The sequence below is a fragment of the Rania fehmarnensis genome (genome assembly GCF_056494185.1).
Map to the genome: position 1 here is coordinate 2,981,461 of NZ_CM151398.1, position 22,960 is coordinate 3,004,420.

The 22,960-nt window shown below is 55.6% G+C and carries 15 protein-coding genes; 13 read left to right on the forward strand and 2 right to left on the reverse strand.

Annotation, left to right across the window (positions count from 1 at the left end):
* Positions 1-32 precede the first annotated feature (32 nt).
* The 6 genes from miaA to SH573x_RS10065 all read left to right on the forward strand — a co-directional run bounded on the left by miaA (position 33) and on the right by SH573x_RS10065 (position 6,128).
* Entirely contained in the window at positions 33-989 is a 957-nt protein-coding gene (gene miaA, locus SH573x_RS10040) for a tRNA (adenosine(37)-N6)-dimethylallyltransferase MiaA (protein WP_479354655.1), read from the forward strand.
* Between the two features lie 86 nt (positions 990-1,075).
* On the forward strand, positions 1,076-1,879 hold the full coding sequence (locus SH573x_RS10045) for a lysophospholipid acyltransferase family protein (protein WP_479356693.1): 804 nt from the start codon (positions 1,076-1,078) through the stop codon (positions 1,877-1,879).
* A gap of 43 nt (positions 1,880-1,922) precedes the next feature.
* A complete protein-coding gene (locus tag SH573x_RS10050) occupies positions 1,923-2,306 on the forward strand; it encodes a DUF4440 domain-containing protein (RefSeq protein ID WP_479354657.1) in 384 nt (127 codons plus the stop codon).
* Between the two features lie 488 nt (positions 2,307-2,794).
* Complete coding sequence (locus SH573x_RS10055) at positions 2,795-4,399, forward strand: DUF4912 domain-containing protein (protein ID WP_479354659.1); 1,605 nt, start codon at positions 2,795-2,797, stop codon at positions 4,397-4,399.
* Between the two features lie 21 nt (positions 4,400-4,420).
* On the forward strand, positions 4,421-5,257 hold the full coding sequence (gene larE / locus SH573x_RS10060; RefSeq protein WP_479354661.1) for an ATP-dependent sacrificial sulfur transferase LarE: 837 nt from the start codon (positions 4,421-4,423) through the stop codon (positions 5,255-5,257).
* Positions 5,258-5,489: 232 nt separating this feature from the next.
* On the forward strand, positions 5,490-6,128 hold the full coding sequence (locus SH573x_RS10065; RefSeq protein WP_479354663.1) for a helix-turn-helix domain-containing protein: 639 nt from the start codon (positions 5,490-5,492) through the stop codon (positions 6,126-6,128).
* A 150-nt stretch (positions 6,129-6,278) separates the two neighbouring features.
* Here SH573x_RS10065 and SH573x_RS10070 read toward each other — a convergent pair whose 3' ends face one another.
* Entirely contained in the window at positions 6,279-7,628 is a 1,350-nt protein-coding gene (locus tag SH573x_RS10070) for a hypothetical protein (RefSeq protein ID WP_479354665.1), read from the reverse strand.
* Between the two features lie 105 nt (positions 7,629-7,733).
* On the opposite strand from SH573x_RS10070, the gene SH573x_RS10075 reads away from it, so the two are divergent.
* From SH573x_RS10075 to SH573x_RS10085, 3 genes are read left to right on the forward strand one after another with little or no spacing between them, the layout of a single operon-like run.
* Positions 7,734-8,318: a MarR family winged helix-turn-helix transcriptional regulator gene (locus tag SH573x_RS10075; protein WP_479354667.1), complete on the forward strand. Its 585-nt coding sequence runs from the start codon at positions 7,734-7,736 to the stop codon at positions 8,316-8,318.
* A 38-nt stretch (positions 8,319-8,356) separates the two neighbouring features.
* Entirely contained in the window at positions 8,357-9,919 is a 1,563-nt protein-coding gene (locus SH573x_RS10080; RefSeq protein WP_479354668.1) for an efflux RND transporter periplasmic adaptor subunit, read from the forward strand.
* Positions 9,916-12,987 carry an efflux RND transporter permease subunit gene (locus SH573x_RS10085; protein WP_479354670.1) on the forward strand — a complete coding sequence of 1,024 codons (3,072 nt, stop codon included), beginning with the start codon at positions 9,916-9,918 and terminating at the stop codon, positions 12,985-12,987. Before SH573x_RS10080 ends, SH573x_RS10085 begins: the two co-directional genes overlap by 4 nt.
* Positions 12,988-13,309: 322 nt before the next feature.
* Here SH573x_RS10085 and SH573x_RS10090 read toward each other — a convergent pair whose 3' ends face one another.
* Positions 13,310-16,393: a c-type cytochrome gene (locus SH573x_RS10090; RefSeq protein WP_479354672.1), complete on the reverse strand. Its 3,084-nt coding sequence runs from the start codon at positions 16,391-16,393 to the stop codon at positions 13,310-13,312.
* A gap of 546 nt (positions 16,394-16,939) precedes the next feature.
* Here SH573x_RS10090 and SH573x_RS10095 point away from each other — a divergent pair.
* The 4 genes from SH573x_RS10095 to SH573x_RS10110 all read left to right on the forward strand — a co-directional run bounded on the left by SH573x_RS10095 (position 16,940) and on the right by SH573x_RS10110 (position 22,868).
* Positions 16,940-18,637, forward strand: a complete 1,698-nt coding sequence (locus SH573x_RS10095) for a DUF1549 domain-containing protein (protein WP_479354674.1) — start codon at positions 16,940-16,942, stop codon at positions 18,635-18,637.
* A 303-nt stretch (positions 18,638-18,940) separates the two neighbouring features.
* The gene (locus SH573x_RS10100) at positions 18,941-20,218 is read left to right on the forward strand and encodes a DUF1501 domain-containing protein (RefSeq protein WP_479354676.1); all 1,278 of its coding nucleotides are present in this window, start codon (positions 18,941-18,943) and stop codon (positions 20,216-20,218) included.
* 59 nt (positions 20,219-20,277) lie between these two features.
* Positions 20,278-20,820, forward strand: a complete 543-nt coding sequence (locus SH573x_RS10105) for an RNA polymerase sigma factor (protein ID WP_479354678.1) — start codon at positions 20,278-20,280, stop codon at positions 20,818-20,820.
* Entirely contained in the window at positions 20,817-22,868 is a 2,052-nt protein-coding gene (locus SH573x_RS10110) for a DUF1553 domain-containing protein (RefSeq protein ID WP_479354680.1), read from the forward strand. Before SH573x_RS10105 ends, SH573x_RS10110 begins: the two co-directional genes overlap by 4 nt.
* The last annotated feature ends 92 nt before the right edge of the window (positions 22,869-22,960 follow it).

The window sequence follows — 22,960 nt, forward strand, 5'->3', positions numbered from 1 at the left end:
GTGACATCCTTGGACGTACCCCCATTCGATCAATGCAAGAGCTGGACGCGGATTGGTGCCGACCTGCCCTGGAAGCCCTGTATTTAACGGGGCCGACCGCCAGTGGCAAAACGCCGTTGGCTTTGGAGATTGCCCAGAGCCTGAATGCCGAAATCGTATCACTCGATTCCATGGCCATCTATCGCGGCATGGATATTGGGACCGCCAAGCCGACTCATGAGCAGCGGCAGCAGGTGCCGCATCATATGCTGGATATTGTCGAGCCGACGGAGAGCTATAGCCTTTCCTGCTACGTGGCCACCGCTCATCAGGTGGCTGATGAAATTCGACAGCGCGGTCGCCGGGTGCTGTTTGTCGGCGGCACGCCGCTGTATCTAAAGGCTTTGATTCGCGGCCTGTTCATGGGGCCGCCCGCCAATGCAGAATTTCGAGCCGCCGTCGAAGCCGATGTGGCTCGATATGGTCAGGAGAGTTTGCGTGAGCGCTTGATGCAGGTCGACCCGTTATCGGCTCATAAGCTGCATATCAACGACCAGCGCCGCATGATTCGGGCACTCGAAGTCGCCATGGCCACCGGCAAACCGATCAGCCACTGGCAAACTCAATTCGAAACGCCATCGACCGTACCGGGCATACGTGTGGCCGTGCTGGGATTGGATCGCGCCTGGCTGCACCAGCGCATCAACTCACGGGTCGAACGCATGTTACAGCTCGGCTTGGAAAGTGAAGTCAGCAGCTTGATCCAGCGTCATGGTCCTCTAACGGGTACCGCTGGCCAGGCAGTCGGTTATAAAGAGCTACAATCGTACTTGCTGAGTCAGACTGATTACGCACTGACCGTCGAAGAGATCAAAGCTCACACGCGGCAGTTCGCCCGCAGGCAAGAGATTTGGTTTCGCTCGCTCAGCGAGTTGAAGCGATTCGAATTGACCCGCGACACCCAGCCAGAGAAGATGGTGACCGACTTGGTTGAGTTCTTCAGCAGTTAAGTCGCGGTGCGTGCGGCGTAGGGAATTGTGGCCGTGAGACAACTAAGCGCATACTCAGGATTGAAGAGGTATCCATCATCGTGCCCATGATTGCCACCGGCGTGTGGCTAAGCCTGCTGCTGGCGTTTGGCCTGGGATATCTCTGGTGGCAAATACGCTTGTCACCCTATAGCCTCTGGGAAGACGTGCTCTACACACCGACCTATCTATTTGGACGGCTGTTGTGGCGCGTGCATTTTACCAATTCGCCGCCACCGGCCATGGGGCGCGGCGGCGTGTTGGTGGCCAACCATCGCAGTAGCGTGGATCCCTTCTTTGTACAATTGTCAGCTGGCCGTCGCGTACACTGGATGGTAGCCCGCGAGTACTGCGAGAACTTCATCCTCGGGCCGCTGCTGGGCGCCCTGCAAGTTATCCCTACCAATCGCAGTGGCATGGATACGCGAGCGACCAAACATGCCATTCGCTTAGCACGCCAAGGACGCCTGGTGGGAATGTTCCCAGAAGGACGTCTCAACCATACCAAAGATCCGCTAGTGTCCATTCGGCCGGGTGCCGCCTTGGTTGCTGTTCGCGCCGGTGTGCCGATCATTCCACTCTATATTTACGGCAGTCCCTATCGCCGCGAAGTTTGGAGTCCGCTGTTCATGTCAGCTCGCGTCCGCATCACTTTCGGCACACCGATCTGGCCTGTCAATTCACATGACCCCGAAGCCCCCCAAGACGAAGCCATCGATTTCGATTCCAATGGCGGTCCGTCCCAACGTGTCGACCTGGTTGAGGCCGAGCAGATGATCGTGCAATGGGGCAAACAAATTGTAGAGCTGGCCGGCCAGCCTGATTGGCCAATCGCCGTGGCCGGCAGAAGTCGACTTAAGCCCGAAGTATGAAATCGATATCAGTGAATTGAATTCTCAAGCAGGAGACCCACCCATGAGCGAGCAGAACGCACTCTTAAATCTCAGTCAGAGTCTGTTGGACAGCATTGTAGAAGGCAATTGGCAAGCATATGCAGAATTGTGCGATGAGTCATTAACCTGTTTCGAACCGGAAGCGCGCGGCCACGTGGTCGAAGGTTTGGCGTTTCACCAGTTCTATTTTGGCAGCGGCCCCACACCCAAAAAAGTGAACACGACGATGGCTTCACCCCACGTACGGTTGATGGGTGATGTAGCCATCGTTTGCTACACACGCCTGACGCAATTGCATGACGCTAACGGGGCTGCGGTTACCAAAGCAGTTGAAGAGACCCGCGTCTGGCAGAAGAAAGACGGCAAATGGAAGCACGTTCACTTCCATCGCTCGTTGCCTAGCTAGCCTCTAAGGGCAATGAGCGCTCCATTGATGTAGTAGTTTTGGCTGTTTGTTTTGCAGCTGCAATGAGTACCCGAACCAGTCGGTAACCAGTTTCGTAGAACGGAGAACGTCTCGGTAGGTTTTGTGCTAACGGTCTTTGGCAGTAAGGACTTGCACGCACAGGAAATACTGGGAAAAGCTCCCGAAGTGTCAAGCAACTGGCAAGTGCAATCTAGCAAATTTGCGGTCTGTTTGGCATACTGGTAGGGAGTCATGGAGTTTCGGCACATGCTCGAGGGAAATTGGCTCGATGCTAGCCCCAATGGTGGCATGCCAATCCCCGTGTGGACCGAGAACGAGAGATTAACTGGGACCAGCGTTGCTGGGAAACCTTTGGATTTCGTCTTCTGGTTCGGCAAGGAGGATAGACTTCGAGGCGAACTGATTAGTGCTACTGCTTGACGGAACCCTTCAACCGCAAGTGGTAGTGGCAACTGTGTGGGAGCTTGATGTTGATCACGTCTGCCGACCTTAAAACTCAGACCAAAAATGATTTGGCTCAAATGGCCAAGCGGTTGGGCGTCTCAGCATGGAATACGCTCAGCAAAGATCAATTGGTTGCAGCCATCGTTAAGCACAAGAAGTCAGCCGCTTCACCGAAGGGCGCGACCAAACGAGCTGAACCCAAGAAGCCGGAGGCCAAGAGCACTGGCAAGAAAGCCGCGGCTGTTAAGCCTCAAGCCAAATCTAGCAAGAGTGCTCAGTCGACCAAGAAGCCCACGGTAGCTCGTGCTGGGGTAGCCAAGCCGGTTGCGAAAATCGTGGCGAAGAAAGCCAGCGAAAGCAAAGTCAAACCTTCGGCTGGCAAATCCAACTCTGGTAAACCTACCGTCGGTAAGCCCAGCTCAAGTAAGCCAGTTGGCAAATCAGCCGGCAAGGCGACAGTTGGCAAAGCTGCGATTGAAAAAGCTGCTGTTAACGGCAAGGCACATGGCAAGAACAATGGAGCCGCCCCCAGCAGCAAAGACTCCAAACTGGCGGCCAAGGTCTCGGTAAAATCCGACAGCCAGCCAGCTGCTAAACCGCTTGAGCCTGCTAAACCCATCGCGGCCAAGAAAGTAGTCGCACCGAAAAAGCCGGCTGCCAAGAAGCCGACCAAACCAGCTCAGCCACCGACCAATCCCGATGTTTTGCAGCGCATCCGCGAAATGCAGACTCAGCGTGAGTCGACCAAAGATCTAGCTGCCCGCGATTTCGAAGAAGTTGTGCGCGTGGAACCTCCCAAGCCCGAACCGGCTGAGGAAGGTCAGCAAAAGGATCGCATCGTCCTGGTCGTTCGCGATTCGTATTGGCTGCAAGTTACCTGGGACATCACCCGTCGAGCCGTGGAGCGTGCGCGGGCGGCGATGGCTGAGCATTGGCATCACGCCCAACCGATTCTGCGTTTGCTGCGCTTGGATGACAGCGGTACTACCAGTGCTGCTGAAACCATTGAGCGCGACATCGTCATTCATGGCGGTGTCCGAAATTGGTACATCGACCTGAACGGAACGCCCGGCCGCTTCCGCGTCATGATCGGTTACCTTTCGGGCAGCCGCTTTCATATGCTGGCCAAGAGTAATATCGTACGCACACCAACTCCCGGCGCAACCGATGCCGTCGAAGAAGATCACTGGAGCGATATCGCCCGCGATGCGGAACGTATATTCGCTCTCAGCGGAGGATACGACAGCGAGCAAGAGACCACGGAACTGCAAGAAGTTTTCGAAGATCGTCTCAAGCGATCGATGGGTGGTCCGCAACTGGCACAATATGGTTCTGGTGCGGAAACGGCCTTCCGCGGCCGCGGTGGTTTCCACTTTGATATGGAAGTTGAACTGTATGTTTACGGATCCACTGTGCCGGATGGTTTTGTGACGCTGAACAACGAACCTATCAAATTGCGCAGCGACGGCACTTTTGCGATGCGTCTGCCGTTTCCCGATCGTCGGCAAGTATTGCCGGCTGTGGCTTGCTCACGCGATGGCGTCCAGCAACGCACGGTGGTTATCGCTGTCGAACGCAATACCAAAGTGATGGAACCGTTCTCCAAAGAACAAGACGACCAGAGCTGAATCGACCGAGGTTGATCTCGTATGACTACGGAGGGAGCCTCGATAGATGTGGCCGCCATGGATGCATCGCTGCATCGGTGGTTTGTCGATTGTCCAGGGGCCGTAGTCGCCTTCTCTGGCGGAGTTGATAGTGCCGTAGTCGCAGCTGCGGCCGCGCGCTGTTTGCCGCGGCAATCGATCGCAGCCATCGCCGACAGTCCCAGCCTGGCCCGGAGCGAACTGGAATTGGCACGCCAAACTGCTGACCAGATCGGCATCGAACTGGCAGTGATCCGAACCACCGAAGTAGCCGATCCGGCTTATCAGCTGAATGATTCTCAGCGCTGCTTTCACTGCAAGACGCATCTTTATTCGAGCCTGCAGTCGCTCGAGCAGGTCCAACAGCAGGGGTGGTGGGTTTTGTCGGGTGCCAATGCAGATGACGTGGGCGATTGGCGTCCCGGTATGGTAGCCGCCACCAACCTTCAAGTTCGCAGCCCGCTGTTGGAGTTGGGGTTCACGAAAGAGCTGGTGCGAATATTGGCTAGGGCATGGGAGTTGTCCGTGGCTGAGAAACCCGCCAGTCCTTGCCTGTCCTCGCGCCTGGCATACGGACTTTCGGTTAGTCCTGAGCGATTGTCGATGGTTGAGCAAGCGGAATCGGTTTTGCGCGAGCTTGGTCTGAGTGAGTTCCGCGTGCGATTGCATCCGGGCGATTTAGCTCGCATCGAAGTCCCGCTGGCGCAGTTAGCTCGGCTGGTGGATGAGCCGGTGCGCCAAAAGATGGTGCGGCGTTTGGAAGCGATCGGCTTCCGCTATATCACACTCGACCTGGTCGGCTTTGCTAGCGGCAGTCTCAACAAGCTCATCCTGCAGTAACCTCCTAGCGGAATGCGTCAAGCATTTCGAAGCGTTGTTTTCTTCGTAGCGGAATGCGTCAAGCATTTCGGTTTGTAACCCCTGCGTTTTCTTGTTCGGTCGAAAGCCTTGACGGCTTCCGCTACTGCAATTCTTAAAAAAACTTTGGGAACTTTTGGGGGGGCTCCGTCTCTAACTGGCTGTCTTGTCGGGATGTGCCGCCGGCCGGTCCTCTCAGCGGTGAGAGAGATTCGTGGCACGCATGGAGTTGAATGGGATGCCCACGGCGTTTCCGTCAGTCAGTTCTGGATCGCAGACACTACCTCTACTTTCGCCTGCAAGTTCGCCCGCTTGTCAGTCGTCGGCTCAGCCATCGACTCCGCAATCGTCCGCGACTCAGCCTTGCGATCTGACTTCCGACTGCCCCGCTCCGCGTGGTACCAAGCGACAGTACCATCGCCTGGCCGAGGTTCGCCAGCAGCAAGGACTTTCGCTGCGCACGATTTCGCGCAGGACGGGTCTCGATATCAAAGAACTCCGTCGTCAAGAAAATCCGGCCACCAATTTGACCTTGGCTCAGCTCAACGCCTGGCAACATGCTTTGGAAGTACCGCTGGTCGATTTGCTGGAAGATGAAAGCGATGTCCTGTCGCGACCAGTGAAAGAGCGTGCTCAGATGGTACGCATTATGAAGACCATCGTCTCATTGGGTGAAGCCTGTGAGAGCAATGTGCGCTTGGGACGCTTGACCACCATGCTGCGCGAACAAGTTCTCCAGCTGATGCCCGAGTTGGCCGAAATCGGCGGCTGGCCTCAATGCGGTTCGCGTCGCGGTCCCGACGTCATGGGACGGATCTTTCACGAGCCAGTGGCCGTGGACTTCGACGAATAAGTCTTATTTGAAACATAGATAGCAGTTGCCTTATTTGAAACGCAGAGTTCGCAGAGCCCGCAGAGAAAACACTGAGTGGTATTCTCTGCGATCCTCTGCGTCTCTCTGCGTTGATAACAGAACCCTCTAACCATTCCCAATTTGCGCGCGTTACTTTACTATGCGCAAGTGAGCGCGGGGTTCGAGGATTGGGCGAGGATCGATGGAACTCTGCCAGATCAGTTCGACGCCGAAGGGCGATTCGTCGATGACGTGGGCTGGTTGCCAGCCACGCGGGCAATGGCATTGGACTTCGATGCCGAGCACCGTATCGGCCGTGACGGGCTGACCAGGACCATCTGGCGGTATGGCGCGGCGCATGCGCGGTGGTAGCCGCGCTTCGGCGAGCGTTAACCAGATGTCTGCACGCGCCAGCGTTACCGACTGGCCGTCTATCAAGAACTCGATCTCGTAACGCTCACCGCGCCGCACGTATAAGTAGGCGTCTTCAAAGCGATCAAGAGTTGGAGTTCGCCGCGCGTAGATGCGAATCGGACGCCACAGCCGAGCAATCTCCTGGCGATAAGTGTCTATGCAAATCAAATCTATAAATTGACGCTTGCCGGCCAATTCGCTGCGCAGCGCCATCAAGTTGGAATCCAGCGCCGTCAACAGTTTCAAGTTTTCGGTTTCCAGGTGCATCAACTGCTGATCGACGCGCTGGCACAGTGCCTCTGCCTGCGCCCTCAAGCCTGCGGGCTGATCAGTTCGAGCTTCCAGTAGCACCAGCCCGCGCAAGTTGGAGCCATACGCCGACTGCAGCAGTTGGACCACTGCGCCAGCCGCCGATCGCTCTGCTGTGCTGGCGGTGGAGGCAGACTGCGCGCGTTTGGCTTCTTGCATAACGTTCTGCACGTCAGGCTGCAACTCTATAAAACTGCCGGCCAGTAGGCTCCGCTTATCGGATAGGTATTGCTCGAAATGTTGTTTGGCTGTTATGGGTAAGGGCATGGTCGAACTATAGGGCCGCCGAGGCAAGAGCCAGATAGATTGTTCGCCATCGAGCTCTAGTAGCTCACCCACGCGCTGGCGTTTTTGATGCAAGTTCAGCTCGAACCACACTTCTGCCAGCCGTCCGCCTCGATACACGCTGTATTGATGTTTGAGCGTTTTGTATTTCTCAATCTCCGGTTGCTGCTGACGCACAATCTCATCGACCGCCGCCCGCGACACATCGGGCAGTTTGATGGCTAGTTGAACAGCATGTTCGAGCGCCTTGGGTACGTCGGTCGCCGCTTGCCAATGGGCGACGATCGTTTCCAGGCTCTTCTTGTGTTCGCCATCCAGGGACTGAGCTAGCGCCGACAGTCGCTCGGCCGCTTGACGCAATTGCTGGCACTGCGCGGCGCGCATGTCGACAGCCGCCCGCTCAAAACGAACTTGAGCAACCGGTGGCGCCAAGGCGTCCGGAAATGGGTTTTCACCCGTAATCAGCCAGAGAACTAACGTTAGTGAAATCATTCCAGTTTCAAACTTCAAACTTCCAATTGCTCTTGACCTCGGAATTATGCGAAAATAAGATAGTTCGGGAGTCGAACTATTCGAACTAGCTTTTCGGGTGAACAATTGCGAGAATCGAAGGAATTAGATCGACGAGCGACGGAGCTGGGCGAAGTCGTTCGCGAAATCGTCAAACGCTTCGAAACAGCCAATCACTGCGCCGCCAATGGTCCTCATTGTGATCTGACGATGCAAGAGCTGCGAGTGGTCGAGCTGTTGGCCGAGTCGGGCGGACAGATGATGCGCGCGGTGGCAGAGTTTCTCGGCGTAGCCGTCAACTCGCTGACCAGCATCGCCGATGGGCTGGAACGCAAAGGCCTTTTGCGCCGTGTTCGCTCCGAAGCCGATCGCCGCGTGGTCCATGTGGAATTGACCCAAGATGGCCAGAGCGTGGCCGATGCCGTACTGGGTGTTAAGTCCAAGTTTCATCGAGAAATGTTGGCGGCTCTCACCGAAGAAGAGCAGGCCATTCTGTTGGTCCTTCTCCGCAAGATCGGTGGCATCAAAGAAGACTCGAACTCCTCTACCACTGCCAAGGCCACGACCACTGGCAAGACCACCAAGTCGTCGAGCAATGGGCGGGGCGCCAGCCAGGCAACCGGCCGCAACGATCCAGCTCATCGCAAACCTCGGCAGCGCAAAACACCTTAACTACCTGTGAAGAATTTTTGAACAGCAAAGCACATAACATGTCCACCGAGCTTCAATCGCCCGGAAAACGCACTTCCCAACTCAGTCAGTCTGATGCCATGACTGACTCAGCCCACGATGCAGCCGCTTCAGACACAGTTCACATGGAAGCCGGCTCACCTCTCAGTGATCGCGCCACGAACCACAGTCCCATTCCTAGCGCACCACCGCGTCGTCGCTCGTTTGCCCTCAGTAGCATTTTCTGGCTGATGCAAATTGCGGCGGCCGCCGCCGCGGGTTATTGGTTGGCCGAACAGAACTCTAGCGCCCAGCACAAAATTGATCTGACGATCGCCCCGCCCAAACAACCGCTCGATGTCATACCGGTGACCGCGCAAGCAGTGACCTTGCGCGAAGTCGAACGGGGCATCGATGCCGTGGGCAATCTGCACGGCTACGACGAATTGACGCTCAAGACCAAGATCAGTGGTCGCGTGGCCAAGGTCTATCATGATTTCGCCGATAAGGTTACTCCGGGCGAGTTGATTATGGAACTCGATCCCACCGACGCACAGTTGGCCGTTGAACAAGCCAAACGCAATCTGGCTTCGGAGCTGGCCAAGTGGGGCTTTGACGATGTACCTCCGCCCAATGCCGATTTGAAATCGCTGCCCACGGTGGTCGCATCGCGGTTAAAGTCCGAGTTGACCAAGATGCAGTTGCAACGTTTGACAACTTTGCAGAGTCGCGGATCGGTGATCGCTGAAGAGCTCGATCAAGCGCGCACCAATGCCCTGGTGGCTGAATCGGAATATGCCAATCAACTGTTGATGGCCAGCGCTGGCGCAGCGACAGCTCGGATGAAGAAAGCCGAATTGGATACGGCCATGCAACAACTGGCCGAATGCAAGATCTATGTTCCGACTTCCAATACGCTCCGGCCCGAGGCGCGTTATACGATCACCGAACGCCTGGTGACGCCTGGCGCCTGGTTGGCTGCGGGTACAGACCTTTATCGCTTGGTAGTCGATGAGACATTAAAGCTGCGTTTGACCGTCCCGGAGAAACATGCCGGGCGGGTCAAAGTGGGACAACGGGTCGAGGTCACCACGATGTCGCAAAGCACTCCGGCTGTGGGCAGCGTGGCTCGCATTGGACCGGCTGTGGATCCTAGTACGCGTACCTTTCAAGTCGAAGCCGAAGTGCCCAACGCCGATGGTGCCCTGAAGACCGGTGGCTTTGCCAAAGCACGCATTGTGTACGCGGATGATACCTCTGCGCAAACGGTACCTATCGCGGCCTTGGTATCGTTCGCAGGTGTGCATAAGATTTTCTTGACGGTACAAGATCAGGTAAAAGAAGTCCAAGTTACGCTCGGCCATCAAACCGACCAGTGGGTAGAAATCACTTCGCCGCAGTTGCCCAGCGACGCGTTCGTCGTGACTTCGGGTCAGTCCAAATTGGCTGATGGTTCGACTATTCGCGTGCGCACACCGGCTGAGATTGCTGCCGAGCAAGGCTTGGATAGCACAGGCCAGGTCATAAGCGGGCAGGTGCCGGCTGAAGCAGCCGCTGAATCGAATGCTTCCGAGAAGCTTGGACAACCAGGAGCCGCTCAATGACCGTCTCGGATGTCTGCATACGTCGACCGGTCTTCACTTGGGTGTTAATGGCGATTCCGGTCGTCTTGGGCATCGTGGCCTACTTCGAACTGGGCGTCGACCTGTTTCCGAAAGTCGACTTCCCGGTAGTATCGATTCAAGCTGCCTTGCCAGGGGCAAGTGCCGAAGAGATGGAATCGTCAGTGACGAAACCGCTGGAAGAGGTCGTTAACTCCATTTCCGGTATCGACGAACTGCGGTCGATTACGCGCGAAGGCCAGTCGACAATCATCGTGCGTTTCGTACTGGAGAAAGACGGAGATGTCGGGGCGCAAGAAGTCCGCGATAAGATCGCTTCGATTCAGAATGCCTTGCCCGAAGGAGTTGATACTCCGCTGGTCAACAAGTTCGATCTGGATGCCAACCCGATTATTACTATCGGGATCTCAGGTCGCCGCGACATGCGCGAAATCACTGAAATTGCCAAACGGCAAATTCAAGAACCACTCCAGACGATTGCGGGTGTGGGCAATGTGTTTATGTCTGGTGGTCGCAGTCGCGCGATCAACGTGCGCATCGACATGGACCGCCTGGTAGCGTTTGGTCTGTCGATTGAAGACGTACGTCGCGCTCTGCAAACCCAGAACTTGGAGATTCCTGGTGGTATCGTCGATCAAGGGCAACGTGAGCTAGTGTTGCGGACGCTGGGACGAGTTGATACGAGCGATGAATTCAATGATCTAATCATTGCCAATCGTGGTGACTACTCCATTCGCATTCGCGATGTGGGGTCTGCAGTAGACTCGATCGAAGAGCCACGCGGGCTCAGTCGCCTGGATGGCCAAAACGCAGTTTCGCTGTTCGTGCAAAAACAATCGGGTACCAACACCGTTGAAATCTCCGATGCAGTGCAAGAACGATTGAATACTATCCAAGCGGCCCTGCCACCTGATATTCAAGTCGAGTTGACTCAAGATCAATCGCGGTTTATTCGCGAATCGATGAACGAAGTTAAATTCCACCTGATGCTGGCTGCAGTCTTGGTGGCCGTGACGATCCTGCTGTTCATACGTGACTGGCGCACAACGTTCATTGCCACGCTAGCCATTCCGACTTCGATTGTGCCGACGTTTTTGTTCATGCAGTACATGGGCTTTACGCTGAACAATATTACGATGCTCGGTTTGATTCTGGCCATCGGCATCGTGATTGATGATGCGGTGGTGGTTCACGAAAATATTTTCCGGCACATGGAAGAGAATGGTTTGTCGGCGATGAAAGCGGCCGCGATCGGCACCAAAGAGATTGCGCTCGCCGTGCTAGCCACCAGTTTATCGCTGATGGTTATCTTTGTGCCCGTAGCCTTCATGGGCGGCATGGTGGGCCGCTTCTTCAGTAGCTTTGGACTAACGGTCGCCTTTGCGATCATGATGAGCCTGTTCGTTTCCTTTACGCTAACACCCATGCTGTGCTCCCGCTTTTTGAAGTTGGAAAGCAACAGCGGGCATTCGAGTTCCAAGTCGGGCTGGATCTATCGACTGGTCGACTCTTTCTACGGTGGAATCTTGCGTTGGTCGCTCAGGCATCGCTGGATGACCCTCGGAGTGTGTCTATTGGTAGTGGCTTCCACAGTTCCGATTGCGATGAGTCTAGGGGTGAACCTGGTCCCACGCGATGATCAGAGCGAGTTTCAAGTGGGCTTCATTACGCCAGAGGGTTACACACTCGAGCGAACCGATGAGGTCATCACGGAAATCGAGAATCGGCTGGTGCAGTTACCCGGTGTCGTGCATCGCTACACTTCGATTGGTCAAGGCGGCACCGCTAAAGGCCAAGGCGATGTGACGCGAGGTTCGATTTACTTGCGGTTAGTTGAACTGGGGGAACGCAAGTTCACGCAGTTCGACATCATGCGGCATGTGCGCAATATCTTGCTGGACTATCCCGATCTGCGAACCGTCGTTTCCGATGTTTCGGCTATTGGCGGTGGCGCTGGCGGCGATAGTCGCGTATTTCAAATCAGTTTGCAAGGACCAGAGATCAGCAAGCTCAGTGAATATGCGGACCAGTTGAAGACTCGCCTGCGTGAACTACCTGGCTTGGTCGACGTGGATTCAACACTGTCGGTGCGCAAGCCCGAACTGCAAGTTCGCATCGATCGCGATCGAGCCAGCGACTTGGACATTCCGGCCAGCACGATAGCCAATACGCTGGCCGTGATGGTCGGTGGTCAAATCGTCTCGACCTACAAAGAAGGTATGGAGCAGTACGATGTGTGGTTGCGAGCCGAGCGACCGGATCGATCCAGCAGCGTCGAACTGGAACGCATTACGCTGCCATCGCCAACAGCTGGTCAAGTTCAACTGGGAAACCTGGCGGCACTGGAGGAACAACAAGGGCCCAGCCAGATCGATCGCTTGAATCGACAACGAACCGTTACGATCATGGCGCACCCCGATCAAGTTTCGCTGAACGATGCAGTGCAATTCGCTAACAAAGCAGTTGAAGATATGCAATTGCCACCGGGCTACGGCGTAGTAGTGGGTGGTCAAGGTAAGATGTTGGCTGAAACCGGTTATTACTTCGTGGTGGCGTTGGCACTCAGCACGACATTCATGTATTTGATCTTGGCAGCCCAGTTCGAAAGCTGGATATATCCGATCAGCATTCTTTCGGCTTTGCCAGTGACGATTCCCTTCGGCTTGCTATCGCTGTTGCTATTCAATACGCCGCTGGATTTGTACGCCATGTTCGGCCTGTTCATGCTGATCGGTATCGTCAAGAAGAACGGCATCCTGCAAGTCGACAAGACTAACGAACTACGTGTCGGCGGCATGCCTCGTGAAGAAGCGATTATCGAAGCCAATCATACGCGTCTGCGACCAATCTTGATGACGACCGCCATGCTGATCGCCGCCATGATCCCCATTGCACTGGGCCAAGGTCCCGGTGCCAGCGCTCGCGCCAGCATGGCCAAAGTTATCATTGGCGGCCAAGCGCTTTCGCTGCTGATCAGCCTGCTGGCCACGCCCGTGATCTATTCGCTGCTAGACGATCTGCGTCGCAAAGTCTGGAAGCCCACCGATTGAGCGTAATCGTTTAACCCGTAGCCGCCAGGCGAGGTGCACCCGGTGACCAATCTCTGCGTTTACCTGAGTATCTGTTTGCTCAAGCAGGTGACTTGCCACGGCCAGATCAACTCCTTCGATTGCCTGGCCTTCGGCCACGGGTTAAACGATTGAGCGTAATCGTTTAACCCGTAGCCGCCAGGCGAGGTGCACCCGCTAACCAATCTCTGCGTTTATCTGAGTATCTGTTTGCTCAAGCAGGTGACTTGCCACGGCCTTATCAACTCCTTCGATTGCCTGGCCTTCGGCCACGGGTTAAACGATTGAGCGGCTAGCGTGCATGTTACTTATAAACTTGCGCTCGCGAGTCGCCGCCGGAAACGATGTAGGCAAAGAGGTCTTTCAACTCTTCTTCGCTCAGCGTGTCGATCAAGCCAATTGGCATCTGCGATAGCTTGGAAGGTTGTACCGATTCGACTTCGTCTTTATCGAGCACCACTGGTTTGCCGCTGGCGTCGATGGTGTAGATGTAATACTGGTCACCGATCTCAACAGCCCGGCCAACCAATATCTTGCCGTCGCCCAGCACCACTTGTTGCGAGCCGTATTGATCGGAGATGACTTTGCTGGGCTCGACAATTGCTTCGGCCATATCCTTGGTGGAGAACTTCTTGCCGGCCGTGGAGAGATCGGGGCCGATCGCGCCGCCTTCACCGGCCAGGCGATGGCAACGTGCGCAACTGGTTGCATGGAATAGATTCTGTCCGCGTTTGAAATCGCGACCCTGTAGGCTGCTACCAATTGTCGATACAACTTCAGCGGTCGACCACTTGCGACCGGGGCCGGTGGGTGGTGTGGATACAAATGTCTCTCCCACCAGCGGCGCACTAATGAGCGGTTCAAGCACAAGCTTTTCGGATTGCGAACAATTGGCGATCGCATCATCTCGGAACTGCACCAAGAATTTGCCAAAACTATTGCCGCCAGGATGCTTAGCTGCGTCGATCAGGAACTGAAAATACTTTTCTCTCTGGGGCATCGTCCAGCCACTCTTGACGTTGCGCAACATGAACGCCAGATGGATGCCACGCACCGGCGGCATATCGGCCAGCATCTTGCCGACGGTCCCGCCATAACCTTCGTTGCGCGAAACCAGGTAGCCCCAATCCGGCGCTGGCTCAGGTCCCAACGTGTCCAGCATGGCCAGCGTTTTCTCGATGACCGTTGGTGATTCGAGATAGACGAGCAACTGTACCAACTCGGCATTGACCGGATAACTCTTGGATGGGTACAGCGTGTCTAGGCGAGCAACCAACTCCTGGCGAGTTGCCTCGTCGGGTTGACCGAGACGAATGAATGCAAGTTGGTATGCTCGCAAGAGGCCCAACAGCTCCGTCTCATTGATCGACTGCCAGTCGACTTTGCCCAGTGACTTCAGTATGGCTGCTTGATCGCTGGGTTGACCTTGGCGGGCCAATGCAATCGCTGCTTGCACGATCGCTGATGGACTCTTCAGGCTCGTCACACGCTCGCGCCACTTGGTTACGGGTTGATTCTCCAATGCCACTCGAGCGGCGTAGCGAATGAAGCGATCTTCGTGGCCGAGGTGTTGCAGGCACAGATCGATATCGCCATCGGTCCGACCATGCATGGCTTCTAGCGAATGTCGCAAGGTTCGCAGTTCGTGACCCGCTGCATCGTGTCCATCCACTGGCGCGGTGGATTGATTGCCTACGTAAGTAACTCGATACAGGCTGGACTGGGTGCCACGACCACCGGCGGCAAAGTACATCGCACCATCGCTGCCGATCACCGCATCGGTTACGGGCAACGGCGAACCGGTAATAAAATCGGTGCGCGTGCCGGTGTAAGTGGATCCAGTCGGCTGCAGATCGATTGCATAGATCGTGCTGTAGGTCCAATCGAGGATGAACAACGCCTTTTGATATCGGGCTGGAAACTTGGCACCTGTGCCGAAGACAACTCCGGTGGGCGAACCCGGTCCGATATCGACAGCCGCCGGTAATGAGTCTTCGTAGTAAGCGGGCCATTTGCCGGTGCCGCTTCGCCAACCGAATTCACTGCCGCTGGTTGCATGGCACACGCGCGTGGGACGATACCAGGGAGAACCAAAGTCCCATTCCATATCAGCGTCGTAGGTGAATAGTTCGCCATCGGCATTGAGGGCTATATCATATTGGTTGCGATAGCCCATGCTGATTACATTCCACTGCTTGCCGCTGGGATCAACGTTGCAGATCCATCCGCCGGGTGCGAGGATACCAGCGGCATGTCCATTGGCATCCCAACGTCGTGGCAAGAGATGGTCTTCATTCCAATTGCTCGGTAGTTTGCTACCGGTGATTCTCTCCGGCAGTTTCGTATGGTTCCCCGCGGCGACGATCAGAGATTTTCCGTCTTGGCTGAGGATAACTCCGTGCGGTCCATGCTCTCCACCGCCCGGTACATGCATGCAGAATTCATCGGTATCAACCAGTCCATCGCCGTTGGTATCGCGCAAGCGATGCAGTCCCGGTTCGGGACCGCCGTTAACCATGGCGTAGAGAGAGTCAAAGGCCCACAACAATCCATGCGCGCCGCTGAGACTGACAGGCAGTTTTTCAACGATGGTGTCTTGATCATCGGAGCCAGGTGTAATCAAGAACAGACCAGCGCCGCCTTGATCGCTGGCAATCAATCGGCCTTGGGGATCTACGGCTAAAGCAACCCATGAGCCCATCGTGCGCGGGACTTGGAAGATCTTTTCAACTTTAAAGCCTTCGGGTGCGTGCGCATGATCTGCGATCACCGGTTTAAACTGCCCGTTGGATCCTCCAGCAAGCGTTAGCGCGATCGCATCAGCACCCAGACTGCCACTCCAGGGCAGACTGGCATCCCCGAGTTTTCCAAGCACGCGTGGGCTGTCCCACTTGGCATCATTGAAACCCACATTGCGCCACTGGCCTCCGCGTGCTTCCGCTGCACTGACTTTCCACGACGAGTCGGTGACGATCTCTTGTTGTTTGCCGCCTTCATAAACAATGACCAAGGCAGCCAGTGCTCCGGCGATACCTTCGTCATTGGTGGCAACCACAGCGATTGCATTGCGGCCATCGCTGAGCGCACGCGTGACATCGGCCGCGCCCAGTTCGTTCCAGTCATCCACTTTAGTGACGCGCTTGCCATTGAGAAACACTTCGCAGTGATTGTCGGCCGTGCCCAGCAGCGTGGCTTTTTTGATGGTTCCCGAGACGTCGAACTCGCGTCTGAGCCCAATCTTCTGGCCGTCAGCAGTCGTGGGGGTCCATATCCAATGCGGACTTTCGGTTAGGGCTGGTGGCTCCGCCGCTTCGGCTTGGCCAGGCATGGTCAGCATCAAGCTTATCAGGGTAGCCCAGAGTGTGTCGGTCAACCGAAAGTATGGCATTCGAAAAGATCCTCAGGTGGGGTAAGGTGGGGAGTCTAGACTAGGTGTCCAGCCAAGCGTTCTATGAGCCTGTATTCTATATCAAGCGAACGATTTCCGTAGCGGAAGCCGTCAAGGCTTTCGAGCTCGATGGTTGCTGGCTGGCTTCGAAACGCTGGACGCGTTCCGCTACGGTTAGAGATCGTCCAGCTTTTAACTATGGAAATTTAAAGGACTTCGGGTGGCACTGGCAATGCGCAGTATCGCCAGTGCATGGAACGAAGTGGTCCGGTTGGCAGGCCTGGTCAACCGCTGGGGCAAATCGTACCGCTTCGTTTGGAGCACTGGCTATGCTGCGCATTGCTAGTGCCACCCAAAGCCCTAAACACCAGGCAGTTGCTCTACTTAATAGCTGTACGATCTCGTTACTGGTGAGAGGCTGGGAATTTTGAGTACACTAAAAGGGATGGGTCCGCTCGTATTTGTGGACAGGGAAATCTTTTGTGGAAGGTGGGACTTCAGGTGCTCTATACCGGCAGACAACACGCTGTAGTACGACGTGCCGCGTTGAAAAACGTTGGTCGACAGGCTGCTCGGGCTATGGGCTTGGCTTGCCTGTGGCTGCTGACTGTTAGCACTACCCCCCTGTTCGCGGCACCACCGGCGGTCGGCGAGGAGATTCCTCAGGTCCAGCTGATCAATGCATCGATTGCTCGGCAGTGGGAAGACAACTCGCTGAAGCCCTCGCCGCAGGAAGAGGATTCGATCTGGTGCCGACGGCTTTTTCTGGATGTAATTGGGCGCGTGCCTAGTTTGCCCGAGTTGAATGAGTTTCTGCGCGACCGCGACCAAAACAAGCGTCAGAAGCTGGTCGATAAATTGCTCAGCGACGATCAGTACACCGAAGAGTTCGCCAGTCACTGGGCGACGATCTGGAGCAACCTGCTGATCGGGCGCAGTGGTGGCACGGGCAACAACTCGTTGATCAGTCGCGAAGGCATGGCCAAGTACTTGCGCGATTCTTTTGCTCGCAACAAGCCGTATAACGAAATGGTCCTGGAGTTGATCACGGCAAGTGGTGCGACCAAGCCGGGCGAAGAAGACTTCAATGGTGCCACGAATTTCTTAATCGAAAAAGTCAACGCAGACGGACGCATCGATGCTGAAGATGGTGTGCAAGCCACCGCTGCTGTATCGCGCATCTTCATGGGCTTGCAAGTTCAATGCACGCAGTGTCACAACCATCCGTTTAATCAATGGAAGCAACAAAAGTTTTGGGAGTTCAATGCGTTTTTTCGCCAAGCCCGCGCACTGCGTCGATTCACGCCAGGGACGCAAGATGTCTCGTTTGCCGCTTTGACCGATGAAGACTTTCCGGGTGAAGGTGGTCGGGCGGAAGACGCCGAGATCTATTATCAAGAACGTAACGGTTTGACCAAAGTCGCTTATCCGGTTTTCATCGATGGCACTCCGATTCCGCATGCGGGGTTTGTCAGCCAGGTGAATCGTCGTCAGGAACTAGCCAAGCTAGTGTTGGCGAGCGAGTTTATGGACAAGATGATCGTCAATCGCATGTGGTCGCAATTCATGGGCTATGGATTCACGCGCCCGATCGATGATCTGGGACCCCACAACACGCCATCCAATGGTGAGTTGCTCGACCAGTTGGGCCAGGAGTTTCGCAAGTCCAGTTACGACATTCGCCAACTGATGCGTTGGATCGTGCTCTCCCAGCCTTATCAGCTGAGCAGTCGCATTATCGAAGCCAATCAGAACGACGATCCTACAGTTGGTGAAACGCCACGCTTCACTCACTTCTATATTCGCCAGATGACGGCTGAGCAGTTGTATCAATCGCTGATCACGATCGGTGGTCAAGCGCGAGGTTCGCTGGAGCAACAGCAAGCCGAGCGCGATCGCTGGTTGCGTCAGTTTGTGGTGGCCTTTGGAACCGATGAAGGTGATGAAGCGACGACCTTCAATGGTACGATTCCGCAAGCGTTGATGATGTTCAATGGCGATCTGGTCAAGCGGACCACGCAACTGGATTCAGGTAGCTTTTTGAAGAATCTGGCTGATGCCCCTGGCAAGCCAGCCGACAAAGTTCAAATGTTGTTTTCGGCCGGCCTGTCACGCAAAGCGCGGCCAGACGAAATCAACCTGGCTGCGGCCTTGCTGAAGGCTCGCAGCAATAATATGGGCGAGATGTTGCAGGATATGTGGTGGGCAGTGCTCAACAGCAACGAGTTCATCATTATCCACTAGCTGAGATAAACACGTACAGGCCCGCGCTGGGCATTGCCAGCGTAGGCAATTTCAGGGGTTAGCGGGCCTGTACGTTTTAGGAGTAGGAGTAGGAGTAGGAGTAGGAGTAGGAGTAGGAGTAGGAGTAGGAGTAGGAAAACACCTTACCACTTACCACTTACCACTTACCACTTACCACTTACCACTTACACCTGACACCTGACACCTGACACCTGACACCTGACACCTGACACCTGACACCTTACACCTTACACCTTACACCTTACACCTTACACCTTACACCTTTTCGGCCGGAGCCTTTCCATGTTGTGGCAGCATTCGCGTACTCCGTCGGGCATGTCGCGCCGACACTTTATGAAGCATGCGGCTGGCGCTGGAGCGCTCCTGGGTTCGTCGCTGGCGATGGGCCACTCGCTGCAGGTGCATGCTCAAGAACTGAAGAAGAATCGCAAGTCGGCCATTCTGTTGTGGATGGGTGGTGGTCCAGCCACCATCGATTTGTGGGACCTTAAACCCGGCGCAGCCACCGGTGGTCCATTCAAACCGATAAGCACTTCGGGAGATGTGCAGATCTGCGAACACTTGCCACTGATGGCCCAGCAGATGCATCATATGGCTATCGTGCGTTCGATGAGCACGCGCGAAGCCGACCATGAGCGCGGTCGGTACTACATGCATACCGGCTTCGTTCCCAATCCTAATGTCGAGCATCCAAGTTACGGTTCGGTCTTGGCGCATGAGTTGATGAGCCAACGGCCCGAACTGGAGATCCCACCGTTTATTTCTGTGGGCGGCGCCAGCGAAGGTCCTGGCTTCTTGGGTATGGCCTGGTCGCCCTTCACAGTAGGCAGCGATGGACGCGTCAATGATTTGGAGATGGGACTGGATGAACGTCGGTTAGTGCAGCGCATGAAAGTGCTGGACCTGATGGAAAAGAGCTTCATTGCCCAGAAGCGTGGACAAGCCGCTGAAGATCATCAAAAGATCTTGGCCAAGACTCTTAACCTGATGACCAGTTCGCAGATGGAAGCGTTTAAAGTTGCGCAAGAACCGCAAGCGGTCCGCGAGCGTTACGGAGACAATGGCTTTGGTCGAGGATGCCTGATGGCGCGGCGCCTGGTCGAAGTTGGTGTACCGTTTGTCGAAGTCGACTTGGGAGGTTGGGATGACCACCAAGGCATTCACAACAACCTGCGGACTCAGCGTCTGCCAGTGCTGGACAAAGCGATGAGCGCCCTGGTTAGCGATCTGAGCGAGCGTGGGTTGTTGCAAGATACGGCGATCGTATGGATGGGCGAGTTTGGACGCACGCCACGCATCAATGGCGATGCGGGCCGCGATCATTGGGCTCGCTCTTGGAGCGTAGTCGTGGGCGGTGGCGGTATGAAAGGTGGCATCGCAGTTGGGGCGACCAACGAAGATGGCACCGAAGTAACCACCGAACCCTATTCGTCGGAAGATGTTATGGCCACGGTTTGCAAATCGCTGGGCATTTCGTTGGAAACTACTTATAAGAGCAAGAACGGTCGACCGATGAAAATTGCCAACGGTGGCAAAGTTATTAGTGAACTGTTCGCTTAAATGACATTGTTTGCTTGAGAGTCACTGTTTGCTTGAAGGAAGACGGGGCCTGGGAGCCTATGCCACAACCCGATAGCACGGCAGCTACTGTGGGCGACTCCAGTGGCGGTCCGCTGGATCTGGTGCAATTGATAGCATGCCATCAAGCTGGTGTGTGGAGGTACCTGCGCGCCTTGGGTTGCGACGCCTGCTCGGCCGATGACTTAACTCAGGAAACGTTCCTGGAAGTGATGAAGCGACCGTTTGAACAGTATAGTCAGCAGGCGACCGCAGCATACCTGCGCCGCGTGGCTCACAACCTGTTCATCACGCTCAGGCGGCGATCGGGAAAAGTTATTTACACTGAGAACGCCGATGACTTCGAGCAATCGTGGATGCGCTGGGCCGGTTTCGATGGTGGCAACCGAGCCCTCGATGCCCTCGAGGATTGTTTCAAACGCTTAACGGTACGCGCTCAACAAGCACTCCGCATGCGCTTCGCCGACGAAGCCACGCGGAACATTATCGCCGACGAACTGAATATTAGTGAGCACGGGGCCAAGAACCTCATGCAAAGAGCCAAAACACAACTACGTGAATGCGTAGAGAGCAAGTTGCAATGAACGATAGTCATAACGAACAAATCTTCGATTCTCTGCTCGAGGAGATGCTGACCAATCAGCATCCACCCGATCTGACCGAAGTCATTCAACAGCGCTTGCGTCAAGAACTGGGTGCCGAGCGTTTTCAACAACTACGCACTGGCCTGGCTGCCTCGACCCAAACAACACCTAACTCGAAAACTGATCTTAGCACTCCTAGCCGTAGCACCGATTCCGCCGATCGCCGTGAAACGCTCGTGGCCAGTCCTTGGCGACTCGTACTGCCTTTGATTGCGGCCTTGGCCGCATCCATTGCATTGGCGGTAGCAGTCTGGAACGTGTGGCCCACATCTGACGCCAACGAAAACTTGGCCGGTAATCTCAATGTAAATGTACCTGATCAAGGCGTTGCTAGATCGAACGCGCCTGCCCAGCATGTGGCCGACGGTAAGCCCGCGGTGAGCAAAGCTCCACCCGGCATCGATCTGCCCCTAGATAACTTGCCGTTTGATTCTAGCGCCAAAATTCCGGAACTGGTCATTGATCGATCCGCCGCGGCTCTAGTGGTCACAAGTCTAAGCGACGACCAGATCATTGGCTGGGTCGATAGTCAGTTTGCCAAGCTGTGGTCGGCGCAACAACTCGGCGACATCCAACCCGCTGCGACCGAAGAGGTGCTGGCTCGCATCAATCGTCTGCTGGCTGATTCCAATTCGCCAGTCACAGGTCAATCGGCCAGCGAATTGGCGGGCAAGCTAGTTCGCACTTCAACGTTTGCCGAGAGCTGGGCAGATCGTGTAGCCGCATATTGGCTGAAGGGTTCAACGATCGCCGGCGAAAAAAATGATCCGGCTGCTACCAGTTTGCGCAAGTACCTCGCCCAGCAGATTGTCGCACGCAGGCCTTGGAACGAAGTTCTGGCCGAAGTGGTTGGCAGCGCGTCGGAGCGTCCCGAATCAGTTTTGTTGACCGCGCTGGCGGGCAATGACAATCATCGCCTGGCCGGTCGGCTGGGCAGCTTGTTGCTGGACGAAGCCCTGGCCTGCGCGCGTTGTCATGATGCCAGTGATAACGGTCGCGTGATTACCACGGATCAAGATCAGTACTGGTCGCTAGTGGCCATCTTCAGCGGAATAGATGTCGACAATGGCCAGGAGAATGCCAAGCGAATCTTAATCGATCGACAAGTTCAACTGTTCGCCGGTGGCAACTCGCCCAATGTGTTCTTCGATCGACCCGATGGTCGCTTGCAAGCTGCTCATTATCGACTGCCTGGCGGCGATAACTGGCGATCGCTGGGGGGCGCGCAGACACCGCGCGCTAGTTTGGCTAAATGGATTGCGACCACGACCGTAACCGATCAAGCCAGCGTCAACATGGCATGGCGCATGGTCTTCGGTCGCCCCTTGGTCGCGCAGCACTCGGCGCTCGATGGCGAAGGTCTGGCGCAGCGGCGCGAAGTACTGGTGAAATTGGCTGAACAATTCCGCGCCCATAATCGCGATATGGGACAATTGGTGTCGTGGTTAGTCGCCAGCCGTCCGTTCGCGGCTCAATCGTTAGAAGTCGATCGCGCACGTTGGCTGGCCGCCAGTGATGCGGAAGTCGGTCGCTGGCAACAAGCAGTTACCAACTTCGCTGCCTATGTACCGAAACCCGCAGCTACAACCGGCTCCTTGGATCGCGCTTTAGCGCTGGTCGACAGCTGGTCGGGTAATACCACGGACCGTCGAACCATGTTGGCTCAGCCAACTCCGGCACTGCTGAACGAACCCGTGGTGCCTAATCTCGCGCCGGCCAAGTCGATCGAGAGTGAACCGCCGACCACGTACTTGGTTCGTTCTTTAGGACCAACCGGGGCTCAAAGCGTCTTTATCAAGCGGTTGACCAATAGCCAGCTGAGCTGGTCGCAACAAGTCGATCACATCGCGGGCCTGGTGGGTGAACAGGCTGGCAATGCTCGACTGCACAGCACCGCCCAAAAGCTGCTCGAAGCCAAAAATGGAGATCGCTCGGCCGCTTTGTTTCAGTTGCTCCAGGGCGCCATGCTGTGCTATGAGTCCCTGTAGCGGAAGCCGTCAAGGCTTTCGTTTTCTAATTCTTCCCTGTCGCGGAAGCCGGCAAGGCTTAGGTTTTCCGTTTCATCGAAACGCTTGACGCG